Annotated in this window: 12 protein-coding genes and 1 pseudogene; 4 read left to right on the top strand and 9 right to left on the bottom strand. The window is 75.6% G+C overall.

The window, feature by feature from the left end:
• Positions 1-70: 70 nt before the first annotated feature.
• Positions 71-979, bottom strand: a complete 909-nt coding sequence (locus GTY67_RS10285; RefSeq protein WP_093688445.1) for a LysR family transcriptional regulator — start codon at positions 977-979, stop codon at positions 71-73.
• A 103-nt stretch (positions 980-1,082) separates the two neighbouring features.
• Between GTY67_RS10285 and GTY67_RS10280 the strand changes: the two are divergent.
• Positions 1,083-1,862, top strand: a pseudogene (locus GTY67_RS10280) (EamA family transporter); the annotation flags it as partial.
• A gap of 145 nt (positions 1,863-2,007) precedes the next feature.
• Here GTY67_RS10280 and GTY67_RS10275 read toward each other — a convergent pair.
• From GTY67_RS10275 to GTY67_RS10245, 7 genes are all read right to left on the bottom strand, one after another.
• The gene (locus GTY67_RS10275; protein ID WP_093688443.1) at positions 2,008-2,796 is read right to left on the bottom strand and encodes a sugar phosphate isomerase/epimerase family protein; all 789 of its coding nucleotides are present in this window, start codon (positions 2,794-2,796) and stop codon (positions 2,008-2,010) included.
• Positions 2,797-2,872: 76 nt separating this feature from the next.
• Positions 2,873-3,472 (bottom strand): GAF domain-containing protein, encoded by a 600-nt coding sequence (locus GTY67_RS10270; RefSeq protein ID WP_093688441.1) that lies wholly within the window; start codon positions 3,470-3,472, stop codon positions 2,873-2,875.
• On the bottom strand, positions 3,456-4,373 hold the full coding sequence (locus GTY67_RS10265; RefSeq protein WP_093688439.1) for a S8 family serine peptidase: 918 nt from the start codon (positions 4,371-4,373) through the stop codon (positions 3,456-3,458). The genes GTY67_RS10270 and GTY67_RS10265 overlap by 17 nt, the downstream gene beginning before the upstream one ends.
• 3 nt (positions 4,374-4,376) lie before the next feature.
• The gene (locus tag GTY67_RS10260) at positions 4,377-7,541 is read right to left on the bottom strand and encodes an adenylate/guanylate cyclase domain-containing protein (protein ID WP_161278459.1); all 3,165 of its coding nucleotides are present in this window, start codon (positions 7,539-7,541) and stop codon (positions 4,377-4,379) included.
• 122 nt (positions 7,542-7,663) lie between these two features.
• Positions 7,664-7,894: an aroma-sacti cluster domain-containing protein gene (locus GTY67_RS10255; protein ID WP_161030305.1), complete on the bottom strand. Its 231-nt coding sequence runs from the start codon at positions 7,892-7,894 to the stop codon at positions 7,664-7,666.
• Positions 7,891-8,532: an iron-containing redox enzyme family protein gene (locus GTY67_RS10250; protein ID WP_237502744.1), complete on the bottom strand. Its 642-nt coding sequence runs from the start codon at positions 8,530-8,532 to the stop codon at positions 7,891-7,893. Before GTY67_RS10250 ends, GTY67_RS10255 begins: the two co-directional genes overlap by 4 nt.
• Before the next feature lie 104 nt (positions 8,533-8,636).
• A complete protein-coding gene (locus tag GTY67_RS10245; RefSeq protein WP_161278458.1) occupies positions 8,637-9,716 on the bottom strand; it encodes a radical SAM protein in 1,080 nt (359 codons plus the stop codon).
• Positions 9,717-10,056: 340 nt separating this feature from the next.
• Between GTY67_RS10245 and GTY67_RS34495 the strand changes: the two genes are divergently transcribed.
• From GTY67_RS34495 to lanKC, 3 genes are all read left to right on the top strand, one after another.
• Positions 10,057-10,215 (top strand): hypothetical protein, encoded by a 159-nt coding sequence (locus GTY67_RS34495; RefSeq protein ID WP_176727421.1) that lies wholly within the window; start codon positions 10,057-10,059, stop codon positions 10,213-10,215.
• A gap of 205 nt (positions 10,216-10,420) precedes the next feature.
• Positions 10,421-11,698 carry an MFS transporter gene (locus GTY67_RS10240; protein WP_161278457.1) on the top strand — a complete coding sequence of 426 codons (1,278 nt, stop codon included), beginning with the start codon at positions 10,421-10,423 and terminating at the stop codon, positions 11,696-11,698.
• Positions 11,699-11,738: 40 nt separating this feature from the next.
• The gene (gene lanKC, locus GTY67_RS10235) at positions 11,739-14,324 is read left to right on the top strand and encodes a class III lanthionine synthetase LanKC (protein ID WP_161278456.1); all 2,586 of its coding nucleotides are present in this window, start codon (positions 11,739-11,741) and stop codon (positions 14,322-14,324) included.
• Here the strand turns inward: lanKC and GTY67_RS10230 are convergent.
• Positions 14,311-16,176 (bottom strand): BTAD domain-containing putative transcriptional regulator, encoded by a 1,866-nt coding sequence (locus GTY67_RS10230; RefSeq protein ID WP_161278455.1) that lies wholly within the window; start codon positions 16,174-16,176, stop codon positions 14,311-14,313. The genes lanKC and GTY67_RS10230 overlap by 14 nt on opposite strands.
• Positions 16,177-16,199 lie beyond the last annotated feature (23 nt).

Raw genomic sequence — 16,199 nt, 5'->3', positions numbered from 1 at the left:
AAGAGGGCGGGAGCGGACCGGGAACGACACGCGCGCGAAGGGGTGGTCCGCCCCGGGCGACCCCCGGTGCTCACTCCAGCCCGGCCGCCGCCCCATGGGCCTGGAGCGCGGAGACCGCCGCCGTGATCGCCGGGCGCCGGGCCGCCTCCGTACGCCACAGCGCGTACAGCCGCCGCTCCGGTACGGGGTCCAGCCGCACCGCCACCACCCCGGCCGGCAGCGTCCCGCGCCCGAGCCGGGGGATCATCGCGACGCCCAGTCCGGCCGCCACCAGGGCGAGTTGGGTGTGGTTCTCCTCGGCCCGGTGCCGGATGTCGGGCTCGTACCCCGCCGTACGCAGCGTCCGGGTCAGCCAGTCGTGGCACACCGTTCCCGGCGGCTGGCAGATCCACCGCTCCCGCGCCAGCTCCTCGCGCCGCACCGCCTCCCGCCCGGCCAGCGGATGGCCCGCCGGGACCAGCAGATCGCACCGGTCCAGGCCGATCACCGCCTGGGCCAGGCCGTCCGGGGCGGGCAGCGGGGCGATGTCCCAGTCATGGGCGACGGCCAGGTCGATGACGCCCTTGGCCACCAGGTCGACCGAGAGGTGCGGGTCCACCTCGTCCAGCCGCACGTCCAGCGCCGGATGGTCCCGGCCCAGCTCCGCCAGCACCCCGGGCAGCAGCCCGCGCGCCGCCGAGGCGAACGCGCCGACGGTCAGCCGGCCCGTCGGCAGCCCCCGGCGCTCCTCCAGCACCGTCTCGGTCCGCTCCACGATGGCCAGCAACTGCCGGGCCGCGTCCACCAGATGGAGCGCCTCCTCGGTCAGTGAGACACCACGGCCCCGCCGCTCCAGCAGGGTGGTCCGGGTCTCCCGCTCCAGCTTGGTGATCTGCTGGGAGACGGCGGACGGGGTGTAGCCCAGCGCGGTGGCGGCGCCCGCGACGGAACCGTGGACAAAGACGGCGTGCAGGGCGCGCAGCCGGGACAGATCGAGCACCGTGACCTCGTGGGGAGGGGAGGGGATTCGTTAGCAGCGCTCAATTCCACCATGAAGAAATCCGCGCTGGTGCTACACGGTCGCCCTGTCCGAAGCTCGGTCCATGCGTCCACTCCACATCGCCCTGGCCGTGCTGATCGCCGCCGTCTGGGGCGTGAACTTCGTCGTGATCGAGGTCGGCCTCGGCCACTTCCCGCCGCTGCTCTTCTCCGCCCTGCGCTTCCTCGCCGCCGCCCTGCCCGCCGTGTTCCTGGTCGGGCGGCCCGGCGTCGCCTGGAAGTGGGTCATCGGGGTGGGGCTCGCGCTCGGGGTGGGGAAGTTCGGGCTGCTGTTCATCGGGATGGACCAGGGGATGCCCGCCGGGCTCTCCTCCCTGGTCCTCCAGGTCCAGGCCGTCTTCACCGCCCTGTTCGCCGCCCTCGCCCTCTCCGAACGCCCCGGCCGGGCACGGGTCGCGGGCATGGCGATCGCGCTGGCGGGCATCGGGGCGGCCGCCGTGGACGAAGGCGCGGGCGGGCCGCTCCTGGCGTTCGTGCTGGTCGTCGCGGCGGCGGCCTGCTGGGGCGTCTCCAATGTGCTGACCCGCCGGGCCGCCCCGCCGGACGCGCTCGCCTTCATGGTCTGGGTCTCCGCCGTGCCCGTCCTGCCGCTGCTCGGCCTCTCCCTCCTCTTCGAGGGCTGGGACCGAGACGCGGCGGCCCTTGCCGCGCTGGACTGGAGCGGGGTGGCGATCATCCTGTTCATCGCCTGGGTCAGCACGGTGTTCGGCTTCGGCGCCTGGGGCTTCCTGCTCCGCCACCACCCGGCCTCGTCCGTGGCCCCGTTCACCCTGCTGGTCCCGGTCTTCGGGATGTCCTCGGCCGCCCTGTTCCTGGGCGAGTCGGTGAGCCCGCCGCGGTGGTGCGCGGCGGTGCTGCTGGTGGGCGGGGTGGCGCTGACGTCGCTGGGAGGAGGGCGGGGGCGGCGTACGACTTCATCGGCGCCCGGAACCGTACGGCTCACCGCTTCGACGCCCCCACCCCCGCGCCCTACCCCTTCGGCGCCCCCAGCCGCAGCAAGTGCTCCCGCCCCGCGCTCAGCAGCCCCGGCAGCTCCGCCGCACCCGGGTGCCAGCGCTTCTCGTACTCCCAGCACACCCACGTCTCCGGGGCCAGCGGCTCCAGGCAGTCGGCCAGCGGCAGCACCCCCGCGCCCAGGGGCAGCGGGGTGAGGTCGTCCGCCGACGCGACGTCCTTCACCTGTACGTAGCCGAGGTGCGGGGCCAGCACCGCGTGGCTCGCGGAGGGCTCCTCGCCGGACAGCCAGGTGTGCAGGACGTCCCAGATGGCGCCGATCCTGGGGTGGCCGACCGTGCCCACGATCCGGGCCACGTCGGCGCCCGCGCGGTGCGTGTCGTGGGTCTCCAGGAGGATGCTCACGCCCATGTCGGCGGCGGCCGGGGCGGCCGAACCCAGGCGGCGGGCGGCCGTCGCGTCGGCGTCCGCCGGGTCCTGGTCGCCGCCGCCGGGGAAGACCCGGACGTACCGCGCGCCCAGGTCCCGGGCCAGCTTCACCAGCTCGGCCAGCTCGGCGGAGACCGCCTCGTCGTCGCCCTCGGACGCCACCTGGACGTACCCGGCCACGGTCAGGATCTCCACCCCGGCCGCCTTGAACGCCTCGACCACATCGGCCCGCTCCAGCGACGAGAGCCCCGGGTGCACGGGCTCCTCGGGGTGGGCGCGCAGCTCCACGCCCCGGTAACCGTGCTCGGCGGCGAGCCGTACGACCTCGGCCACCGGCATCCCCGGCACCCCGAGAGTGGAGAAAGCGAGCTTCACGTGCGTGTCCTTCCATCGTGGCCGCGCGGGAGCGGGTCCGGCGCCTTCCCCCGGCTCCTGCCCGCCGTGCGGGCCCCTATGCGGTGCCCCGCAGCACCTGCTCCAGGCTACCGAGCAGCCGCAGCGCGTCCTCGCGCTCCGCGCCCGCCAGCGCCCGCCCGGGGGAGACCGGCGCCACCGGCTCCGGGGTGACCACCCGCAGGGCCGCCGCCGCCTGGCGGGCGAACATCGCCAGCAGGTCCAGCTCCCGCACGCCGGACCGGGCCTGCGGGGACGCGTCCAGCACCTCCAGGACGCCGAGGACGCGGGCGTCGCTGATCAGCGGGGCCGCCATCAAAGAGTTCGGGACATACGCCGTCGACTCGGCCAGCGAGCGGTCGAAGGACGGGTCGTCGGCCAGGTCGTCCACCACCATCGGCTCGCCCGAGGTCGCCACCCAGCCGGCGATGCCCCGCCCGGCCGGGAACCGGCGGCCCACCAGGAACTCCTGGCCCTCCCCGGAGACCGCCTGGAAGACCAGCTCGTCCGCCTCCTCGTCCAGCAGGAGGACCGAGCTGGCCGCCGCGCCGAAGATGGCCCGGGCCACGTCGACGACCGACTGGAGCAGCTCGCCGCGGGGCGCGTCGGCAGGGGTGAACGGGGAGGCGGTGGGGGCGGATTCAGTCTTCGGAGTCATCGCGGTTGTCTCCTGCCGCTGTTGAGGGACGCGGGTGCGCGGCGGCCGGCTCGTGCCGCACATTGGCCGCCGACAGATAAAGGGCGTTCTTGAGCTGGAAGGCCGTCATCCGGGGGTGGGCCGAGAGGATGCGGGCGCAGAGCCCGGCGACGTACGGCGTGGCGAAGCTGTTCCCGGTGGTGCGGATCGTCCGGCCGCCCAGCCACGGCACGGTGACGTTCTGGCCCGGCCCGAAGAACTCCACGGGCGGGGACGGGTTGTAGAGGTGGAGGTCGGGGTCGTCCTCCTGGTGGCTGCCGACGGAGATCACCGAGGCGAACCGCCAAGGGAAGCTCTCCACCGGGGTGTTGTGGGCCGAGGCGACGATCACCGTACGGGCGAAGTAGGCGCTGTCCGCGAGGGAGTGCAGCTCCTGCGCGAACCGGGTGCGGGTGGTCGACAGGCTCAGGTTCACCACGTCGAAGCGCTGCTCCACCGCCCAGCGCAGCCCCGCCATCAGGATGTCCCCGGTGCCGGAGAACCGCTCGCCCAGCACCCGTACGCTGTGGATCTCGCACTCCGGCGCGGTCCGGCGGATGATGCCCGCGCACGCGGTCCCGTGGCCGCAGGTGTCGCCGGTGGTCGTCGGCTCCACCGTGATCTCGCCGCTCTCCCCGTCCTTGACGACCACCCAGGAGGCGGCCGGTTCGCCGACCAGCGGATGGTCGCGCTCCACCCCCGAGTCCACGACGCAGACGCGTACGCCGCGCCCCAGGGCGGGCCCGGCGGGGTGCCCGCCCGGTGGCCCCGGGTCGCCCAGTACGGGCACGTCCTCGGGGCCGCGCCCGCGCAGGCTCCAGGTGAGGCCCTGCCCGGGCGCGGCCCTCGTCCCGGCTGTCGCCGTGGTCTCCGTGGCGCCCATCGGTCAGCTCCCTTCCCTCGTCGTGCTCGTCGTGGCCATGGCTGTGGGTCCTGTGTGCGTCCTGAGGAAGGCCGCCACCCGGCGGGTTCCCGGCAGGTGCCCCTTGTCCGCGAAGTGCTGCCCGGCGCTCCGGGCCGCCGCCACCGCGTCAGCCGTGCGGCCGAGGGCGGCGAGCGTGCGGGCCCGGTCCAGTTCGGCGGAGGCCTGGACCAGCGGTGAGTCGGTGAGCAGGGAGGCGCGTTGGGCCCTGTCGGCGTGGTGCAGCGCCTCGTCCGGGCGGGCGGTGGCCGCCAGCCGGGCTCGCAGCCCCTCCAGGTCGACGGCGTCCGCGCGGCTCAGCGCCGAGGTGTCACCGATGCCCGCCAGCCACTCCACCGCCCGGTCCTCGCTCCCCGCGTCCAGCTCCAGCCGGGCCGCGTCCAGCGCGAGCGCCGTCCGCATCCCCGCCGCGCCCATCCGCCGGGCCGCCGCGTCGGCCCGAACCAGCAGGGCCAGGGCCTCCGCCTCCCGGCCGAGCAGCGCCTCCACCGTCGCCCGGAACACCGGCAGGAACACCTCCGCCTCCGCGAACCCCAGCGTCCCGGCCAGCCGTTCGGCCTCGGCCAGGCACGCGTACGCCTCGTCGGCCCGGTCCTGGAGCCCGTACAGCACGGCCAGCGGGCAGTTGAGCGTCACCCGGACCGTCGGCCGGCCGGAGCCGTGCGCCGCCAGCAGGGCGCGGCACCGCTCCACCGCGTCGGGCACCGGGACGGGCCCGCGCCAGAGCGAGATCCCGATCGCACCCAGCGCCCCGGCCCGCTCCGGCTCCGCCCCGGCCGCCACCGCGTGCTCCAGGGCCCGGGCGTGGTCGCGCTCCGCCTCCTCGTGGCGGCCCGACTGCTGGAGCTGCTGGGCGAGGCGGAGGTGGGCGCGGGCCCGGCCCACCGCGTCCCCGGCCGCCTCGAAGACCGGCAGCACCGCGCGGGCCGTGGCGGCGGGACCGGGGCGCGCGGCCGGGTCCAGCACCGCCAGCGCCAGGCGGGCGTGCGCGGACTCCACGGGGGCGGTGGTCAAATCCCTTACCGTACGCAGAAGTTCGGCGCCCTCCTCGGTCCGGCCGAGCGCCACCCGTACCTCACCGAGCCCCAGCACCGCGCGCGCCGCGTCCGGCCGCAGCTCCACCGCCCGCTCCAGCAGCCCGTGCGCCCAGTGCAGGTCGGACCGGGCGGCGGCCTGCGCACCGGCCCGGCCCAGCGCGGCGGCGGCGCGGTCCCGCAGCGACCGGGCCCGGTCGTCCAGCAGCCCCAGCTCGGCGCGGTAGCGGTAGGCCCGCTCCAGATGGCCGCCGACCGCGCCGTCCCCGGTCCGCTCCACGCTCGGCAGCTCGGCCGCCCACGCGTGGCGCTCCGCCTTGGCCCGCTTGGAGAGCGAGGCGTAGGCGACCTCGTGGACCAGGCCACTGCTGAAGCGGTACGCGGACGACTCCCCGTCCCCGGAGGGCGCGGGCTCCACCAGCCGCCGCCGGGCCAGCGCGGCGAGCGCCTCGTCTACGCGGCCGGGGTCCTGGGGGGCGGCGGGAAGGGCTGATCCGGGCCGCTCCGCCGTCCGCACCGCCAGCTCCAGCCGCACCAGCTCCGCCGCCGCGAACTCCCGGCCGATCACGGCGGCCAGGTCCACCACCCCGCGCTCGGCCCGGGCCAGCGCCCCGATCCGGGCGCCCAGCAGGGCCTGGAGGGTGGGCGGCAGCTCCCCTTCCGGGGCCGGGGCGGCGGCCCGGTCGTCGATGAGGAGCTGCTCCAGGTAGAGCGGGTTGCCCTCGGAACGGGCCAGGAGCCGGTCGTCGGCCGGGGCGGGGCGGCCGTCGATCCGGGCGAGACCGGCCGCGAGCCGGGCCGCCTCCTCGCGGGGGAGGCCGGTGAGCTGGAGGTGCCCCTGCTTCCCGTCGGCCGGCTCCTCCTCCGGGCGGCCCGCGCAGATGACCAGGGTGCGGGCGGGCCCGGACCCGCCCGTCAGCCGGTCCACCGTCCGGACCAGCAGGGGCGCCGCCGCATGCCAGTCGTCGAGGACCAGGACCACCGGCCGGGTCCGGGCCGTGCGGGTCAGCACGACGGTCAGCGCGGCGCACATGTCCTCGAAGGGCGCGTTGGGCGTGCCGTCGCGCAGCAGGCCCCCGGTGAGCAGGGCCATCGCGTCCTCGACCGCCTCGTCCCCGGGGGCGTGGGCGGGCGGGAGCAGCGAGCGTACGGCGTCGGCGAGGGGAGCCAGCGTGCCGTGGTCCCCGTAGGTGCGGCAGCGGCCCGCCCCGTACGTGAAGGAGCCCGCGCCGCCATGGAGCGCCAGCCACTCCCGTACCAGCCGGGTCTTGCCGATGCCCGCCTCGCCGGTCACCCGCAGCAGAACGGGGCGGTCCTCCCGTACGGACTCCGCCAACGCCCCTGTCAGCGCGCCCAGTTCGGTGGTGCGGCCGACGAACGGGGCGTCGAAGCGGCGCAGCAGCTCGGGGTCGTCCGCACCCAGCGCCAGCAGCCGGTACGCCTCCACGCTCTCGCGCTTGCCCTTGAGCCGGAGCGGGCCCGTGGGCTCGGCCCGCACCGTGGGGCCGGCGGCGAGGAGGGTCTGCGGGCCGATGAAAATCTCGCCCGGGCCCGCGTTCTGCTCAAGGCGGGCGGCGATGTTGACGACCTCGCCGGAGACCAGCGCCTGCCGGGCCGTGGCATCCGAACCGGCCACCACCTGACCGGTGTTGACCCCGACCCTGGTCGTCAGCCGGATGCCGAGCGAGGCGTGCAGCTCCTCGTTGAGGGCGTCCAGCGCCCGGCGCATCCCGAGCGCCGCCGCCAGGGCCCGCCGGGCGTCGTCCTCCCGGACCACCGGCACGCCGAACACGGCCATGACCGCGTCCCCGATGAACTTCTCCGGGGTGCCGCCGCGCGCCACGATCTGCTCGCTCATCGCCTCGAAGTACCGCAGGGTCACCGTGCGCAGCGTCTCCGGGTCCAGCACCCCCGACAGGGCGGTGGAGCCCACGAGATCGCAGAACAGCACAGTCACCGGCTTGCGTTCGTCCTCGGCAGGCGGTGGCGGCACGGGTGCGGGGGCGGCGACGGCCGGACCGGCGCACGGCGTCCCGCAGGACGAGCAGAACCGGGCCGTGGAGGGAAGCTCCTGTCGGCACGAGGGGCAGGTCATGGCGGGTCCTCAACTCTCCTGGTCCAACTCGCCTCGGAAGAAGGGGGCGGTGGCTGATCCGGCCCCGGGGCGCCCGCGCCGGACCCCCGTCCTGGCGCGGACGCCCCTGGCGCCGCTGGGGCCTAGAACAGCGCGCCACCCGCGATCTCGCCGTGGGCCTGGACCTCGGGACCCACCGCGTCCAGCCGGCTCTTGACGTCCAGCAGCAGGGTGAGCTCCTGCGGTGACAGCTCGCCCAGCACCTGGCGCTGCTCCTCGGTGAGGAGGTCCACGGGGAAGCCCGCCTCGTACAACACGGCCTCCGTGGGGCGCTGTTCGGGATCGGTGGGTGGTGGTTGCGGCGGTCCGGTCATGGGGTGACTCCCGTCGGTGAGGTGGGTCCGGCTCCCCGCAGCGACGGCGCCGGTGCGGAGCGCCCGAGCCGGACGAACAGCCGGGTGAGCGCGTCGAGGGAGTGCAGCGCGCTGACCGCGACGGCCGCTTCCTGGTCCCGGGTCAGCGGCAGCCGGTCCAGCAGCGCGTACAGCTCGTCCAGGTGGTCCGTGTCCAGTGCCGCGTGCTCCCGTAAGGTCCGCAGGGCGGCGGCGGGCAGCCCGGTCAGGGCGGCGATGCGGCCGGTCAGCCCGGGGGCGGGCGCGTACCCCTCCAGCACCGCGATGTAGCCGAGCAGGGCCACCGGGTGGTGGTTCTCGATCCAGTAGAACTGCGGGCCGACGAGGGAGGCCACATCCGGCGGCGGCAGCGGACCGAGCGCGTCCCCGGGGTCCGCGCCCGCCGCGACCAGGTCCTCCAGCAGCCAGGCGTCGTGCCCGGTCTCCTCCTGGATGTGCTCCACCAGATAGGCGGCCAGCGGCTCCGACAGCGGATCGCCGGGGGCGTCCGAGGCGCGGCGCAGGGCGAGCTCCATCAGCGGTACGGAGGCCCGGATCACGGCGTGCATGGTGCAGAGGTAGGCCCGGTAGCGCTCCAACAGCCCCTCGGCACGCCACATATGAGCCGTCGCACCCCGGAACTCCGGTTCCAGCAGCAGCAATTTGGTACGCAGGCGCGTTGAGACGGTGGTGGCCGTGGCCGCTGTGCTCGTCCAGATGATGCTCACGGGGCGCTCCCGGTGCTCCGGGCGCCCACCAGTGGCGCGTACGCCGAGCAGCCGTGCCGCCGTACGACCCCCTCCGGCCCGCCCCGCGCACCGCGCCGCGCGGCGGCCAGGTCCAGCAGCGCACCCGCCGGTCCCGCCGCCACCGCACGGGCCCCGGCCGCCACCGCCTCGTCGCCGCCCAGGGCCCGGCACCCGTCGCAGTAGGAGCCCGCGTGGGGTCCGGCGCCGGAGCGGGCGGCCAGATGGGCGGGCCCGACCGTGCGGATCATGCGCAACACCGGGGATTCCAGGGCCCGTCGGCGTACCGTCTCCCAGTCGTCGGAGCCGATGTGCCCGAGGTCCAGATGGGCGGGGGCGGGGCGCCGGTCCACCGTGTCCTGGTTGCAGCAGGCCAGCACCGTACCGTCGAAGGCGACCACCGGCCAGGCGGCCATCGAGCACGGCGCCGCCGCCGACGGGTCGGGGCCGCTGCGCGCGGGCCGGGCCCAGGCGGCGGCCCGGCCGAACGGCCGCACCTCGTTGACCAGCGACGGCACCCGGCCGCCGAACTCCCTGTCGATGGCCCGGGTGATGTCGGCCAGATACGGATCGTCCGCCCCGGTCCCCGTGAGGTGGAAGCTGACGGGGATGCCCGACTCCCGGATGCGGTGCAGCGCCCGGAACACGTCGGCGCGCGCCACCTCCCGCTCGTGGTGGACGTCCAGGCTCGCGGAGAAGTGGTCGACCTGGGCGATCGCGCGCAGGATCGCGGGCGGGATCTCCTGGGAGCGGGCGAAGAACATCCCGCTCAGCACCGCCGTACGCGATCCGGCGCGGCGGGCGAGGAAGCTCAGCTCACCGACGAGCGTGGGCAGGAGCAGCGGCTCGCCGCCCGTCAGCATGACCACGTCCGGGCGGTTCTCGGCGGTGAACGAGTCGACAAAGTGCAGCAGTTGGCCCGCGTCCGGCTCCTCCCGCACGGTCAGGTCCGACCCGGTGGAGCAGTGCCGGCAGCGCAGGGGGCAGCGGCGGGTGAGGCCGAGCAGCAGACCGGCGGCCGGGAAGGGCCGCAGTCCGACGAGTTCGGCGAGTTCCATGCGGGCCGCCTCCTTCGGGGCTGGGGCGCGCCCGTACTCCAGGGGCCGGTGCGCGCCCGCCCAGGCTGCGCCGTACCGGTTCACCGGCGGTCTGCCAACGCTTGGGCGACGGTATGGGCGCAGGTCAGGGAGGGGGCCGGAGAGGGGCGGGCGGGGCCGGGGCGCGGGTCCACGGTCGGCGAGCTGGCCCCATACCGCCGCCATACCGGCGCCGAAGCGTCCTTGAGGCCGGCGCTCCTAACTTTCTCGGCAACGGCAGGCAACGGCCCGCCGCACCGGGGACCGCGGTACGCACCCGACGGATTCCGGGTCCAGCAGTGACGAGTGGACGGAGACCACCATGTCCGAGAACACGAAGCCCGCCGCCGACGAGAACAACGAGAACGAGTCCGCCGAGGTCGAGGCGCACTCCGTGCTGGACCTCCAGGAGACGTCCGTCGACAAGGTCGTCGCGCCGGGCAGCTGCGTCAGCGTGCTCAGCGTCGTCCTGGAGAACTGACCGGGCCGCACCGGGGCGGCGCCACAGGGGCTGAGGCAACTCTCCCCGCCGTGGCGCCCGGCCGGCCGGTGATGTGGGGCGGTTCCGTCACGACGGAGCCGCCCCGCCGTCGATTCCGGGCCGCACACGCCCACCCGAACGGCACCCCAGGAGAAGCCACCCCCCCCAACGCACCACCGCCCCCGCACACCACCGGGAGACCACGATGACCAAGCCGCTACGCGAAAACCGGGACTTCCGGCTGCTCTGGCTGAGCGGCCTCTTCGCGGTCCTCGGCGGGCAGATGACCGCCCTCGCCCTTCCCCTGCTCGTCCTCAAGGAGACCGGCTCCCCGGTGCAGGCCGGCGCCGTCGGCACGGTGTCCGTGGGGGCCGTCCTGATCACCATGCTGCCCGGCGGGGTGATGGCGGACCGCATCGAACGCCGCCGGCTGATGAGGCTGTGCGACGTCGGCAGCCTGACCGTCGTCACCGCCCTGACCATCGCCGTCCTGTACGGGCACGCCCCCATGGTGCTCGTCCTGCTCGTCGCGGCGGCGGGCGCGGTGATCAGCAGCGTCTACGCGCCCGCGGTCTTCGGCCTGATGCGCGCGGTCGTCCCGGCCGACCAGATGGGCACCGCCACCGCACGGCTCCAGGCGCGCACCCAGACGGCCCGGCTGGTCGGGCCGCTCGTCGGGGGCGCGCTCTTCGGCCTCCACCCGGCGCTGCCGTTCGCTGTCGAGGCGCTCGGCCTGCTCGCGTCGACCATCTGCGTGGCTCTCGTACGTACCCGCTCGCGGGCCAGGACGGCGGCGGGCTCGGCGTTCAGCAAGCGCGAACTGACGGCGGGCCTCACCTTCCTGTGGCAGATCCCCTACCTGCGGACGGTCCTGCTCATCTTCGGCCTGGGCATGAACTTCGCGTTCGGGTCCCTCACCTTCATCGCGCTGACCGCGTTCTCCGACGGGGGCCGCTCCGGGATCGGCGGCGGCTTCGTCATCAGCTGTGTCTCCGCCGGGGCCCTGGCCGGGGCGCTGTTCGCACCGAGGATCAGCCCGGCCCGGCACTCCCGGGTGCTGATCGTCGCCACCTGCTGGACCTGTGTCGCGGCCGCCGGGGTGATGGCCTGGCTCAGCCGGCCGGTCGTGGCCGGGCTGATGTGCGCGCTGTGCATGTTCCTGTCGACGGTCGCCAGCATCGGGTTCCTGTCGAAGCTGCTCGTGGTGACCCCGGAGGAGAAGGTGGGCCGGGTGCAGAGCGCGGCCGGGTTCCTGTCCTCCATGGTCCAGCCGTTCGGGCCGCTGGCCGGGGGCGCCCTGCTGATGGCGTTCGGCGCCCGGTGGGCCTTCACCCTGACCGGGTGCGTGCTGGCGGTCTCGGCCCTCGTGGTCACCTTCGCCTCCTCGGCCCGGGCGGAACCGGCCCCGCCGGTCCAGGAACCGCAGCCGGAGCCCGCCGACCCGGTGGAGCCCGAGGCCAAGCACGCCGCCCCCGGAGTCTGACCGGCTTCCGGACCTCCTTCACCGAGAAGAGAGCCCGACCGTGCCTGCCGTCCAGGAAACCCAGCTCTACTGCCTCGCCGACCGTACGTACTACGACACCCCGGACCGGCTGCCCGACGCGGACTCCCGCTACCGCCTCGCCACCGACCCGCCCCCCGCCGGCTGGCGCCGCTCGGCCGTGGGCCTGTGGACCTCCCTGGTGCCCGAGCACGCCCAACTCGCCGAGCAGGGCTGGAAGATCCACGTCTCCACGGTCCCCGGCGAGGCCGAGGCCACCCTGCGCGACACCGCCCGGATCTGCCTGCGCCACGGCGTACCGTTCAAATTCCTGCGCAGCGCACGGGCGTTGTCGCTGATGGCGGACAAGCACATGAACCGCAGCGGCGCGGGCAAGTTCATCGCCGTCTACCCGCCCGACGAGGCCGCCTTCCTGGCCCTGGCCGAGGATCTGTCCACGGCCCTCGCGGGGCGCAGCGGCCCGTACATCCTCAGCGACCTGCGCATCGGCGACGCCCCGGTCTACACGCGCTACGGCGCCTACGTGCCCCGCTGGTGCGACGACGGCGAGGGCGGCCGGGTCCTCGCCCTGCGCGACCCCTCGGGGAGCCTGGTGCCCGACGAGCGCGGGGTGGTCTTCCGTACGCCCTCCTGGGTCGAGGTGCCGCCGTTCCTGCGCCCGCACCTCGCCGCCCGTGCCGCCGCCCGCGACGACACCTTCCCCTACACGGTCACCGAGGCCCTCCAGTTCTCCAACGCGGGCGGGATCTACCTGGCCACCGACCGGGAGACGGGCCGCCGCGTGGTGCTGCGGGAGGCGCGCCCGCACTGCGGCCTCGACGGCGCGGGCGACGACGCCGTCACCCGGCTGCACCGCGAGCACCGGGCGCTGACGGCGCTGGCCGGGCTGGACTGCGTCCCCGAGGTGCACGGCGTACGGACGGTCTGGGAGCACCACTTCCTGATCGAGGAGCACATCGAGGGGAACACCCTCCTGGACGAGATCGTCGCCCGCTTCGCCCTCGTACGCGGGGCGGTGACGGCCGCCGAACTCGCCCCGTACGTCGCCTGGACCGACGCGATGGTGGCCGAACTCTCCCGGGCGCTGGAGGCGGTCCACGCGCGCGGCCTGCGCTTCGGCGATCTGCACCCGTCCAACATCATCGTCCGGCCCGACGGCCGCATCGCCCTCGTCGACTTCGAGTACGCCACCGAGCTGGACGACCAGGACACCCCGCTCGCCGGAGCCCAGGGCCTCCAGGCGCCCCCGGGCACGCCGGGCGCGGAGGCCGACGCGTACGCGCTCTGGGCGACCTGGCTCACCATGCTGATGCCGCTCACGGAGATGGCCGGTCTCGAACGGGCCAAGGCCCTCACGCTGGAGAGCTGGGCCCGTAGGCGGTACGGGCTCTCCGCCGACGCGGGTCCCGCCAGGCCCGCCCTGCTGCACGGCCTGGAGGCCTCACGGCGGCGCGAGGCGGAGGTGGCCGCCCTGTTCGAGCCGGACGTGGACTGGGCGGAGATCCGCACCCGCCTGCTCGCCGGGATCCACGCCGGAGCCACCCCCGAGCGGGCCGACCGGCTCTTCCCGGGCGGGCCCGGCCTCTTCGCCACCGGCGGCACCGACCTCGCCCACGGCGCGGCCGGTGTCCTGTACGCCCTGCACCGCACCGGCGCCCCCGTCCCCGCCGAGTGGACGGACTGGCTCGCCGCCGCCGCGTTCCGCAGGGACCCCGCCGAGGCGGGCGGCCTCTTCGACGGGCTGCCGGGCACCGCCCTGGTGCTCACCCTGCTGGGCCGCGCCGAAGCGGGCCGGGAGCTGTGGGACCGGGCGATGTCCGCCGCACCGCCGCCCGCCTCGGCCGATCTGTTCAGCGGACGCGCGGGACTCGCCCTCGCCGCGCTGCGCCTGGCCCGCGCCACCGGCACCACGGCCCCCGACGCCGGACTGGTGGACGCCGCCCTGCGCACCGCCCGGGACCTGGACCGGCTGGCGCGGGGCGGGTCGGTGGACGGGCTGCGCCTCCCGGAGTCGGCGGGGCTGCTGCGCGGGCTGAGCGGGGCCGCCCTGCTCCACCTGGAACTGCACGCGCTGACCGGCGAGTTGAGGCTGCGCGAGGCGGCCCGCACCGCCCTGGAACGCGAGGCCGGGCACCTCGTCACCATGGACGACGGCACGATCCAGGTCCGGGACGGCCGACGCCATCTGCTCTATCTGAACCAGGGCAGCTCGGGCGTCGCGCTGCTGGCCCAGGCGTACACCGCCCGGCACGAGGACCCCGCGCTGAGCGCCCTGATCCCCGGGGTGCGCGCGGGCTGCGCCATGGAGTTCGTCCGCGAACCGGGGCTGTTCACCGGGCGCGCGGGGCTGGCCGCCGCTGCGGGCCAGTTGTCGCCCGACGGCCGTACGGGGCCCGAGGTCCTGGCCTCCGTACGCAACCTGACCTGGCACCTGGTCGCCGAGGAGGACCGGCTGCTCGTCCCGGGCGCCACCCTGCGGCGCTGCTCCGCCGACCTGGCGACGGGGGCGGCCGGACTGCTGCTGTCCCTGGACTTCCTGTCGCGCGGAACGGGCGGGACGGGCAGGGAGTCCGCTACGGGACTGCTGGAGCTCCTCACTCTGGGGTGAGCGCCCCCTCGCGCTCGCGCGCGTACAGACAGAGCAGCCGCGGCACCTCGTACAGCGCGGCATGGGCGGTGACCTCCCCGGTGGGCGAGGTCACCGCCCCCGCGTCGATCAGCGACTCGACGGTACGGATCGCGGCCCGCTCCCCGCACCCCAGGGCCTCCATCGCCCCGTGCAGGGTGAAGCCGCCCTCCTGTGCGGGCCCGGCCAGCCGCCCCAGCGCCCGCCGGCCGTCCGGCGACAGGTCCTGCCAGCCGGACGCCATCCGCAGCCGTACGGAGACGTCCCCGGCGACCAGTTCGTCCAGGGCCGCCGACGGGTCGCCGAGCCGGTCCGCGTACTCCGCGAGCGGCAGATGGCGCAGCACCGCCAGCCGCATCCCGCTCACCCCCACCGCCAGCGGCAGCGCGCCGCAGGCCCGGACGATCCGCAGGGCCGCCGCCGGGTCGGTCCGCAGCCGCCCGGGCCCGATCAGCTTGCCCAGCAGCTCCAGCGCCTCGCCGTCCGCCAGGGCTCCCAGCGCGATCCGGTGCACGGGGGCGAGCCCTGCCAGCTGCCCGCGCGCGGTGAGCACCACCGAGGACGGGCTTGACCGGGGCAGCAGCCCCCGTACGAAAGCCTCGTCCGGTACGTCGTCGAGGACGATCAGCGCCCGGTGCAGGGACAGCCAGCGCTGCCAGGCGTCCTCCGCGCCCTGCGAGACCGCCGCCGCCGGGCCGCTCTCCGGACCGGCCGGCACCGCCGGGACCGTCGGGACGCGCACCCCGCACAACCGGCCCAGCTCGCCCAGGACTTCGGCCGGGGTACGGGCCGAGCCGTCCTCGCGCCGGACCTGGACGTGGAACCGCCCGTCGGGGAAGCCGTCGCCGAGCAGATGGGCCGCCCGCAGCGCCAGTGCCGACTTGCCGGACCCGGCGGGCCCCGAGACGACCACCACCCCCTCGTCCGGGGAGCCCAACAGGGCCAGCAGATCCCGCAGTTCCTCGCGGCGGCCGGTGAAGTGCCTCGGTGCGGCGGGCAGCGCCGTGCCGTGCGCGGTGTCCCGGTCGCCCGCCGGGGGCCGGGCGGCGCGGCCCCGGCCCAGCATCGCCCGGTACAGGGCCGCCATCGCCGGACTCGGCTCCAGGCCCAACTCCCTTGCCAGCAACTGCCGGTAGTCGTCGTAGACCGCCAGCGCCTCGGCCTGCCGCCCCGACTGGTGCAGCGAGTTCATCCATGCCACCCGCAGCCGCTCCCGCAGCGGGTGGCGCTCCACCAGATCGCGCAGGCCGTCCACCGCGACGGCGGCCCGGCCGAGTTCGATCTCGGTCTCGGCCCAGTCCTCGTACACGGTCAGACAGCGGGCCTCCAGCCGCTCCGCCTCCTCCGCCACCCCGGAGGAGTCCCGCAGGTCGTTCAGCGGCGGCCCCTCCCACAGGTCCAGCGCCTCCCGCAGCAGCCGGGCGGCGCCGCGCAGGTCGCCGCGTTCCCCGGCGGCCCGCCCGGCCCGGGCCAGGGAGCGGAAGCGCAGGGTGTCCAGCTCGCCCTCACCGATGGTGAGCCGGTAGCCGCCGCAGCCGTGGACGACCCGGTCCCGCCCGTCGTCGCCGGTGGAGCCGAGCAGGGCGCGGGCGGCGCTCACGTACACCTGGAGGTTCTTGCGCGCGGTGCGCGGCGGGTCGTCGGGCCACACCGCGTCGGTCAACACATCCACGGGGACAGGGGTGTTGGGGCGGGCGAGCAGGGTGGCCAGGACGAGGCGCTGTTTGCGCGGGCCGAGTGGGAGCGGACGGCCGTCCCGTACGGCGGTGAGCGGGCCGAGGAGCGAGAAGTACACCGCACCGGCGGGGGCCGGACGGGCGGGAGGTCGGATCATCAGCGGGCCTCCGGAAGCGGGGA

The organism is Streptomyces sp. SID8374 (assembly GCF_009865135.1).
Lineage (GTDB): Bacteria > Actinomycetota > Actinomycetes > Streptomycetales > Streptomycetaceae > Streptomyces.
The sequence above is the reverse complement of the archived record's forward strand: the minus strand, read 5'-3'. Positions and strand labels throughout refer to the sequence as shown.

What these genes read in the sequence shown, in the direction of transcription:
- GTY67_RS10265 (WP_093688439.1), bottom strand. Translation starts at nt 4,373, where the DNA reads ATGGGCGCCACGGAGACCACGGCGACAGCCGGGACGAGGGCCGCGCCC.
- GTY67_RS10255 (WP_161030305.1), bottom strand. Translation starts at nt 7,894, where the DNA reads ATGACCGGACCGCCGCAACCACCACCCACCGATCCCGAACAGCGCCCC.
- GTY67_RS10270 (WP_093688441.1), bottom strand. Translation starts at nt 3,472, where the DNA reads ATGACTCCGAAGACTGAATCCGCCCCCACCGCCTCCCCGTTCACCCCT.
- GTY67_RS10240 (WP_161278457.1), top strand. Translation starts at nt 10,421, where the DNA reads ATGACCAAGCCGCTACGCGAAAACCGGGACTTCCGGCTGCTCTGGCTG.
- GTY67_RS10260 (WP_161278459.1), bottom strand. Translation starts at nt 7,541, where the DNA reads ATGACCTGCCCCTCGTGCCGACAGGAGCTTCCCTCCACGGCCCGGTTC.
- GTY67_RS10250 (WP_237502744.1), bottom strand. Translation starts at nt 8,532, where the DNA reads ATGTGGCGTGCCGAGGGGCTGTTGGAGCGCTACCGGGCCTACCTCTGC.
- GTY67_RS10245 (WP_161278458.1), bottom strand. Translation starts at nt 9,716, where the DNA reads ATGGAACTCGCCGAACTCGTCGGACTGCGGCCCTTCCCGGCCGCCGGT.
- GTY67_RS10230 (WP_161278455.1), bottom strand. Translation starts at nt 16,176, where the DNA reads ATGATCCGACCTCCCGCCCGTCCGGCCCCCGCCGGTGCGGTGTACTTC.
- GTY67_RS34495 (WP_176727421.1), top strand. Translation starts at nt 10,057, where the DNA reads ATGTCCGAGAACACGAAGCCCGCCGCCGACGAGAACAACGAGAACGAG.